Raw genomic sequence first — 7,601 nt, 5'->3', positions numbered from 1 at the left:
GACAATGGGGAGGCGAACGCGGCGATCGCCTTGCTGGAACGCGGGGAGATGCGCAACCCGCGGGAATTCAATTATCCTTTCTTGCAGGGACTGATCAGGTTTCTCTCCAGGTCCGATTATCTGGGGGCGGCCGCATGTTTTGAGCGGGCCTTGACCAAGCCGATCGTCGAGCATGCCGAGCAGCCTCGATTTGCGAGAACGATGGCCGCCCGCATGTACCAGGAGGCGGGCCAGGATGACCTGGCTTTGAATCTGTGGCGAGCGCTCGAGGCGCAGAGCCGCGAGGCGATGGTCATAGAGATCGCGCGACGAAACATCCAACGCATCCAGGCCGAACGCCGGCACGCGCGCGCTCGGGTCTTCGGTCGGCGTAAGAAAACGCACTGATCGGCTCGCGTTCGCCCAGGCCCCCCACGTCGCTCCGTGATTTCCATAACAAGGGAAGCCTCGCTCCGCGCATATCATGCTGGTGCGCGGGTAAATGCTCCGTGGACGCGTTATCTGGAATGATGTCGACGAGACCTTGGCCGATGGGCCGGGACGGACAGGTTTGAACGGGATATGGCCCTCTTGATGCAAGATTGGTGGGTGGGAGCCTGGCTCGCGTTCGTGTTTGGCGCGATGGTGGGCTCGTTCTTGAATGTGGTGGTGTGTCGGCTGCCTCAGGGCCAGTCGGTCGTGTTTCCGTCCTCGCACTGCCCGAACTGCCACGCGGCCATTCGACCCTGGCACAACATTCCCATTCTTGGCTTCCTGTGGCTGCAGGGACGATGTGCGGATTGTCGGGCTCCGATCTCCTGGCGGTATCCCGTCACGGAGGCCCTCACGGGCGGCTTGTTTCTGGCAACCTACTGGCACTTTGCCTGGAGTTGGCAGTCCCTATGGTTATTCCTCTTCGTGGGTTTGCTTGTGGCCATTTTCTGGATCGATTGGGACACCATGCTCATCTTTGATGCCATGACGCTCCCCGGTGCGTTTCTCGGATTGGCCTACAGCGGTCTCGTGCTGGAACGATTCTGGCTCGCCTTGGCGGCTGCCTTGGGAGCGGTTGCACTGCTGCTGTTGCTGAACAGTGTGACCTTGTGGTGGATGGGAGTGGACGGGGTGGGGGAGGGCGACATGACCCTGGTGGCGATGCTCGGGGCCTGGTTAGGGGTCGAGGGCTGCGTCGTGGCGCTGGGCACGGCCCTGTGTGTAGCGAGTTTGATGGGCCTCGCGGTGGTCTACGCGGGCTGGGGACGCGAGCGGCGTTGGCAGCCTTGGGGGTTGGCGTTGATCGCATCCTGCGCAATTTATGCGTTGACCGCTTATGTCACAGCTTTACCTGCCGGAATCGCGTATGGATGGCTAGGGGCGCACCTCGCCCCGACGATCTGGTGCGCGTTGCTGCTTGCCAGTCTGTTCATGGGGGGAGCTACCGGTTGGCTTTACATGCGTTTGACGGCCCAAACTCCATCTCTGGTGATGCCGTTTGGCCCGGCATTGGTGCTCGGTGCCCTGGTGGCTTTGTTCTGTGGCGAGCCCGTCTGGTCGAGCGTTCGAACCTGGCTCTGGTTGTCGTGAGGCCTGCTGAGGAATAGTTCGATGGCGCTTCTCGATACCATCAAAAAATTACTACGCCTCAAGTCCAACAGCATTGTTGGTCTGGACATTGGTCCTGACGCGGTGATTCTGGCTTGTCTCAACAAGAGCAAGGCGGGTTATTCGGTCGAGGCACTCGGCAGTGCCCTGATGCCGCCGAATGCCCTTCAGGACGGTGAAATCGTGGATCCTGCCAGCGTGGGGGAAGTGATTCGCGGTCTGATGGACGACCACGGGGTGCAAGCTGAGCGGGCGGTGGTGGCCATCAGCGGCCAGAGTGTGATCATCCGCCTGATCTCGACAGACGTGATGTCGCCTGAAGAACTCGATTCCTTCATCGCCGTCGAAGCGGAGCGATACATCCCGTTCGCGATGGAGGATGTGAACATCAGTTCGCAGATCGTCGGTACCAGCATGGACGATGATGGGCACGAACACATGGAAGTCTTGCTGGTCGCCGCGCAGAAGAATCTGGTGCAGTCCTTCATCAACGCTGCCGAGGAGGCCGGGTTACAGTTGTCCTGTGTCGACGTGGCCTCCTTTGCCGTGATGAGAGCGCTGGAACGGATGGAGTTCCTGCCTGACAACCAGACCGTGGCGGCCTTGCTGATTCAAGGCCCCAGCACCGACATCAACGTATTGACGGCTGGGGTACCGAAATTCAACCGGAGCGTGCTGATCGGTTACAGCTACCTGGTGGACAATCTCATCAATTCACTGGGCATTGACGAGGCCTCTGCCAAGGAACTGCTCGACCAACTGGACGTGGACCCGCAAGGTTACGAGGACATCTCAGCCGAAGTGGAGCAAGCCACCGAAATCATCCGCCCCGCCCTCTCGGAGCTGACGGGCGAAATCAGTCGTTCGCTGGACTTCTTCATGAGCCAGGGGGGGGCGACCATCGATCGCATCATCATCTGCGGCAAGGGGGCCTCCATCCGCGGATTGGACCGCTTTCTCACCACCCGCTTGGGCATTGAGGTGGTGGTCGGAAACCCCTTCACAGGGTTGGCCATCGAAGACGTGGAAGTGGAGGAGTCGCAGGCTCCCGCCTTCATCACGGCGATGGGGTTGGCCTTGAGAGGTCTTGAAAACCCATGACAACCATCAACATCAACCTGCTCCCAGAGGAAATGCGCCCAGGTAAGGGCTCATCCGTTTCAGGTGGCGGATTCAGCCTGGATCAGGCGGCTCTCGTCCCGATTGGCATCGGCGCAGGCTTGGCGGTGGTGCTGTTCATGATTCCATCGGCGCTGGTGTCGCTGTATTTTGATCCGAAAGATGCCGAGCTGGACCAGACCATTGCGGAGGTTCAAGAGGAGATCGACAAGTACAACACGTCACTCAAGGACCTGCAGGGTCAGAGCGATCGGCGTGACCAGCTCAGGAAGCAACTGAATACCCTCCAGTCGGTTGCGGGGGTGACGGCCTCGTGGGGGGCCATTCTGAATGAGCTTCGGACCCTGACACCTGGCAACATGTGGTTCGAAGAGTTTCGCGTCGATTCCGCCAAGTCGGAACTCTTGCTCAAGGGTGGTGCGCTGGATTACGGCGCAGTGGCTTATTTCCAGCGTAACCTGGAGCATTCCGAATATTTCTCGGGGCCGACGCTGCGTCGGACCGAGAACCTTCCCGCCGAGGGGCGCGCTGGTTATATCGCTTTCGAGATGACGGTGGCCTTGCGCTCTCTGACGTCGGTCACGCGGTGAGGAACACGCGATGAGTACGGTCACGATAGCTGGAAATGAAATCCCGGTGAATGTGCTGGCCGGCGTCCTGCCGGCCTTGGCGATGCTGTACCTGGCCAACGCCGCGTATTTTGCCGAGGATAGCCTGATGGGGCGCTACGACGGCGTCGTGGCCAAGGAAAACACCATCGTCGAGAAGCGAAATTCCGCTCAGGAGCTCAAGCAGCGCTCTCGCGAGATCGATAAAGTCAAGGCTGACATCGTGGATATCGAGAAGAGCATCGCCATCTTGCGTTCCAAAATTCCTGTCGACGCGCAACTGCCCGTGCTGCTCTACGACGTGGAACGCATGGCCCGCCTGACCCGCGGCGGGCTGGATTCGTTCCAGCCTGAGCAGATGGCTGCGTTCCGCGGTGACCCGAGCGGAGAAATCCAGGAAATTCCCATCGCGATCAAGGCGAAGGGAACGTTTTCCCAGGTGCTGCAACTCCTGGAGCAAATCCACGGTTACGAGCGCAAATTGTCCATCGGGAATCTGTCCTTGCGCCCCGTCAACACGTCTCCTGTCATGTCGTCTCGCTTTCAAAATACCCTTGCGATGGAATTCAAATTGAGCGCTTACGTCCTTCGCAATCGGGGGGCCACACCGTGAACTTTTCTCAAGCCATGATCGTACCGTCGCTGGTCTCGCTGGGGCTGGGGTCGCTTTTGCTGGCGAACTCTCTGGCCATGACGGATGTCGTCTATGCCGCCCCGGCCGGTCAAGGCAGCCCGCCGGATGCCAAGGCGTCTGGCATTGCGCGTCCCGTCGCGGCCGGGAAAGCGGGGAAGGCTCCGTTGGCGACTGACAAGGCCCCGGACCCCACTGCGGGCAACGAGGCGCTGGCCCGCTTGGCTGAGTTCGGGAGCAGCGGTACCAGTGGCGGGGTGGTCAAGGCCACACCCGAAGAGGAACTCGCCGCTCGGGCCGTCGAGGCGGCTGGTCGGGAAGATCCCTTCCTCATGCTGGTGCCGCCCAACCCGGGGGCCATCGTCTTGCCTGTGGAAGCTCCGCCAGCACCTAAATTGCCCCCCATCGCCTTTGTGCCCGCTCCGGCCAATCCACCGCTCCCGGTCAAGCCGCTGGGGCCTGAGCCCCCACCCCGGAGCGAACCGATCACGCCCGTGCGGCCGCCCGCCCTCGGGCCGGTGGTGCCGCCCCTCGCGGCGCCGGTCCTGGCTCCTCCCGTGGTCGCTGCGCCGGCGGTCCCCCGCACTCCAGGCCGGGTGGCGCCTCCGGTCCCGGAGAAGCCCTTTGGGGGCGACAAACCGCCCACCATCGAGCAGCCCCAGTGGCTGGTTCGGGGAATTGTCAGTACCGGCTACGAGCGCATCTGTATGCTGGAGGGCAGTGCTGGGAATCATCTCAGCGCTCGGGTCGGCGACAATTTGGCCGACGGCAGCGTGATCGAGGCCATTTCTAATCGTGGCGTGACCTTCCTTCGTGGTGGGCGTCGTTTTGTGAAGATCATCGGAGGCGTCCAGTGATGGTGGGTGCGGCTCAAACCCTTTCGCGGGTTCTTCTCGCCGGCACGGTCTGCTTCGTCGGTTTGGCTGCCTCGCCTGTCTGGGCGCAAGAGGCCATTGGCGAGGGAAACAATGCCATCACGGATCAGCTGATCAACTTCAAGGACATTCCGGCCCTCATCAAGAACCCCACCTTTGTGACCCTGAAGTTCGACAATGCGGATGTCCGTGAGGTCCTGCGCCTGATTGCGCAGCGGGGCGGCATGAACCTCATCATTGATGAAAGTGTTAAAGGGCGCTTCACCATCGACGTTCGCGCGGTCCCCCTCGACGAATTTTTCGGCATCGTGTTGCGCACCAACGGACTGGCGGCCCGGCGGGTCGGCACCTCGCTGCTGATTGCCGACGAGAAGGAACTGCGAGACAAGATCGACGCCACGCAGGCCGCGACCTTTCGCCTGAACAATGCGCAAGCGGCAGAGGCCATGCGGATTCTGATGGGGATCCTGGATCCGAAGACCGCGGGTAAGGTCAAGATCCTGGCTGACGCCCGCACCAACTCGCTGATCATTACCGGTACGGGAGAAGACCTCAACAAGCTTCGCAACACCATCCGGGCGATCGACGTGGCCGCTCCCCAGGTCGTGATCGAGGTCAAACTGGTGGAGGTGAACCGGGGGGCCTTGAAGAGTTTGGGGGGCGAGTTCGGCTTTGCCGGCTCCAAATTCGGCTTCGCGAATAACGTGACCGATCCCAACGTCACTGCCAACGGGCAGCCGAATGCCGGGATCCCGGCTTCGGGTGGTGGAACTGCCGTGACCTTCTCTTCCCTGGGCAATGTGACCTCCAACCTCAACGCCCGCATCACGGCTTTGGTGCAACGTGGTGAGGCTCAGGTGCTGGCGAACCCACGCGTCGCCACGCAGGACAACGTTCAGGCAGAAATTGCGATTGTCAATAAATTTCCGGTCATTTCCACCAACTTCGTGGGTGGACAGGGCGGCGGCGCGCTGGCCACTGAAAACGTTCAATTTCAGGACATCGGGGAACGCTTGATCATCACGCCGCGGATCGACACCAACGGGTTCGTGACGATGGACATTCAGCCCACCATCTCGGTCCGCGGCAAGGACGTGATCGTCAACCGGAATCCCGTTCCTGAGATCAACGAGCGGCGTTTGAAGACCCGGATGCGGGTGGCGGATGGTGAGACCGTGGTGATCGGCGGCCTGATTCGCCGTAACACGACCAGCAGCATCGTCAAGATGCCCGTGCTGGGCGACTTGCCCGGCATTGGATTCCTGTTCCGACAGGAAACGGCCAACAACGACGAGACCGAGGTCATCATCATGGTCACGCCCCACATCAAGAGTGGCGAACGCCTGACCGATTGACGGGGGCGGCGGGAGCGGCACGATTCCAGGCAGTCCGCGGGGTCTGTCTTCTGTGGGCAGACCTCTCCCGGCGCGGGACCATTCCCCGGCTGCATCTTGTATAATCGTCCCTCGGCGTCTGCTCGTGGCGCCGCGCAGCGTGTGGGGGTGTGCATGACACAAGTGGCCACGGATTTGATGGAAAAGATCGTCTCGCTGGCGAAGCGGCGTGGGCTGATTTTTCCCAGCAGTGAAATTTATGGTGGCCTCGGTAGCACCTGGGACTACGGTCCGCTCGGGGTCTTGCTCAAGAACAACGTGAAGCAGGCGTGGTGGCGGGCGGTGGTGCAACGTCGCCAGGATATGGTGGGTATGGATGCCGCCATCTTGATGCATCCGCAGGCCTGGGTGGCCTCCGGGCACGTGGAAACCTTTCACGACCCCCTCGTGGACGACAAGCAAACCAAGCAACGCTTTCGGGCTGATCACTTGCTGGCGCAGATGCTGGACGAGTACCTGACGTCGGGCAGCTCCAGCCTGGTCAAGAAGGGCCATGAAACCTTTCTTCCGGAGTTTGCCGCCTGGGTCGAGGCCCACTCACTGGAGGCCTTGTTGAAGGACAAGCCCCGTTGTCAGGAGGTCTTCTCCCACATGGTCAGCCCGGCAGGGGGAGAACTGACGGAACCGCGCAACTTCAATCTGATGTTCAAGACCTTCCTGGGCCCGGTGGAAGATTCTGCCGCGGTGGTGTACCTGCGACCGGAGACCGCGCAGGGGATCTTCGTGAACTTCCGCAACGTTCAGACGGCCAGTCGGAAGAAGCCTCCATTCGGGATTGCCCAGATTGGAAAGTCGTTCCGGAACGAGATCACGCCCGGTAACTTCACCTTCCGCACGCGCGAATTCGAGCAGATGGAGATCGAATTCTTTTCGCCGCCGGATCAGGCTCAGCACTGGCATCAACACTGGATTGACGCGCGTTATAACTGGTACCTGGACCTTGGCATGAAGACGGAAAACATCCGTCGCCGCGACCACGGGGCCGATGAGTTGGCCCACTACGCCGCTGGTTGCGTCGACTTCGAATACCGCTTTCCGTTTGGTTGGTCGGAATTGGAGGGGGTTGCCAATCGGACCGACTTCGATCTGAGGCAACACCAGACCCTGTCAGGCAAGGATCTCACGTTTTTCGATGAGGAATCCAAGCAGGCCTACTTGCCGCACGTGATCGAGCCTTCGGCCGGTGCGGACCGCGCGACCCTGGCTTTCCTGGTGGATTCCTACGACGAGGAAGCCGACGCCAAGGGGGAGACGCGCGTGGTGCTCCGCTTGCATCCGATGCTTGCGCCTTACAAGGTGGCCGTGTTGCCCCTGTCCAAGAAGCCTGAATTGACCGAACCTGCTCGCAAACTGGCCACGCATCTGGCCCAATTCTGGTCGGTCGATTACGACG

The 7,601-nt window shown here is 61.0% G+C and carries 8 protein-coding genes; all 8 read left to right on the top strand.

Going from position 1 to position 7,601, the window contains the following annotated elements; genetic code table 11:
* On the top strand, window positions 1-387 hold a 387-nt coding region (locus VKP62_01220; GenBank protein MEB3195801.1), incomplete at its 5' end, for a hypothetical protein.
* Between the two features lie 186 nt (window positions 388-573).
* On the top strand, window positions 574-1,563 hold the full coding sequence (locus VKP62_01215) for a prepilin peptidase (protein MEB3195800.1): 990 nt from the start codon (window positions 574-576) through the stop codon (window positions 1,561-1,563).
* A gap of 21 nt (window positions 1,564-1,584) precedes the next feature.
* Window positions 1,585-2,682 carry a type IV pilus assembly protein PilM gene (gene pilM / locus VKP62_01210; GenBank protein MEB3195799.1) on the top strand — a complete coding sequence of 366 codons (1,098 nt, stop codon included), beginning with the start codon at window positions 1,585-1,587 and terminating at the stop codon, window positions 2,680-2,682.
* A complete protein-coding gene (locus VKP62_01205) occupies window positions 2,679-3,290 on the top strand; it encodes a PilN domain-containing protein (protein ID MEB3195798.1) in 612 nt (203 codons plus the stop codon). Before pilM ends, VKP62_01205 begins: the two co-directional genes overlap by 4 nt.
* Before the next feature lie 10 nt (window positions 3,291-3,300).
* Entirely contained in the window at window positions 3,301-3,921 is a 621-nt protein-coding gene (gene pilO, locus VKP62_01200; protein MEB3195797.1) for a type 4a pilus biogenesis protein PilO, read from the top strand.
* The gene (locus VKP62_01195) at window positions 3,918-4,796 is read left to right on the top strand and encodes a hypothetical protein (protein ID MEB3195796.1); all 879 of its coding nucleotides are present in this window, start codon (window positions 3,918-3,920) and stop codon (window positions 4,794-4,796) included. Before pilO ends, VKP62_01195 begins: the two co-directional genes overlap by 4 nt.
* Complete coding sequence (locus VKP62_01190; GenBank protein ID MEB3195795.1) at window positions 4,796-6,169, top strand: secretin N-terminal domain-containing protein; 1,374 nt, start codon at window positions 4,796-4,798, stop codon at window positions 6,167-6,169. Before VKP62_01195 ends, VKP62_01190 begins: the two co-directional genes overlap by 1 nt.
* A gap of 153 nt (window positions 6,170-6,322) precedes the next feature.
* A partial coding sequence (locus VKP62_01185) for a glycine--tRNA ligase (protein ID MEB3195794.1) occupies window positions 6,323-7,601 on the top strand: 1,279 nt, incomplete at its 3' end.

The sequence above is a fragment of the Candidatus Sericytochromatia bacterium genome, from assembly GCA_035285325.1.
In the GTDB taxonomy this organism is placed as follows: Bacteria; Cyanobacteriota; Sericytochromatia; order S15B-MN24; family JAQBPE01; genus JAYKJB01.
This window is presented reverse-complemented; position numbering and strand designations above follow the sequence as displayed.

Excerpts from the sequence above, each read along its gene's own strand:
- VKP62_01215 (MEB3195800.1), top strand. The coding sequence starts at position 574 with ATGCAAGATTGGTGGGTGGGAGCCTGGCTCGCGTTCGTGTTTGGCGCG.
- VKP62_01205 (MEB3195798.1), top strand. The coding sequence starts at position 2,679 with ATGACAACCATCAACATCAACCTGCTCCCAGAGGAAATGCGCCCAGGT.
- pilM (MEB3195799.1), top strand. The coding sequence starts at position 1,585 with ATGGCGCTTCTCGATACCATCAAAAAATTACTACGCCTCAAGTCCAAC.
- VKP62_01190 (MEB3195795.1), top strand. The coding sequence starts at position 4,796 with ATGGTGGGTGCGGCTCAAACCCTTTCGCGGGTTCTTCTCGCCGGCACG.
- pilO (MEB3195797.1), top strand. The coding sequence starts at position 3,301 with ATGAGTACGGTCACGATAGCTGGAAATGAAATCCCGGTGAATGTGCTG.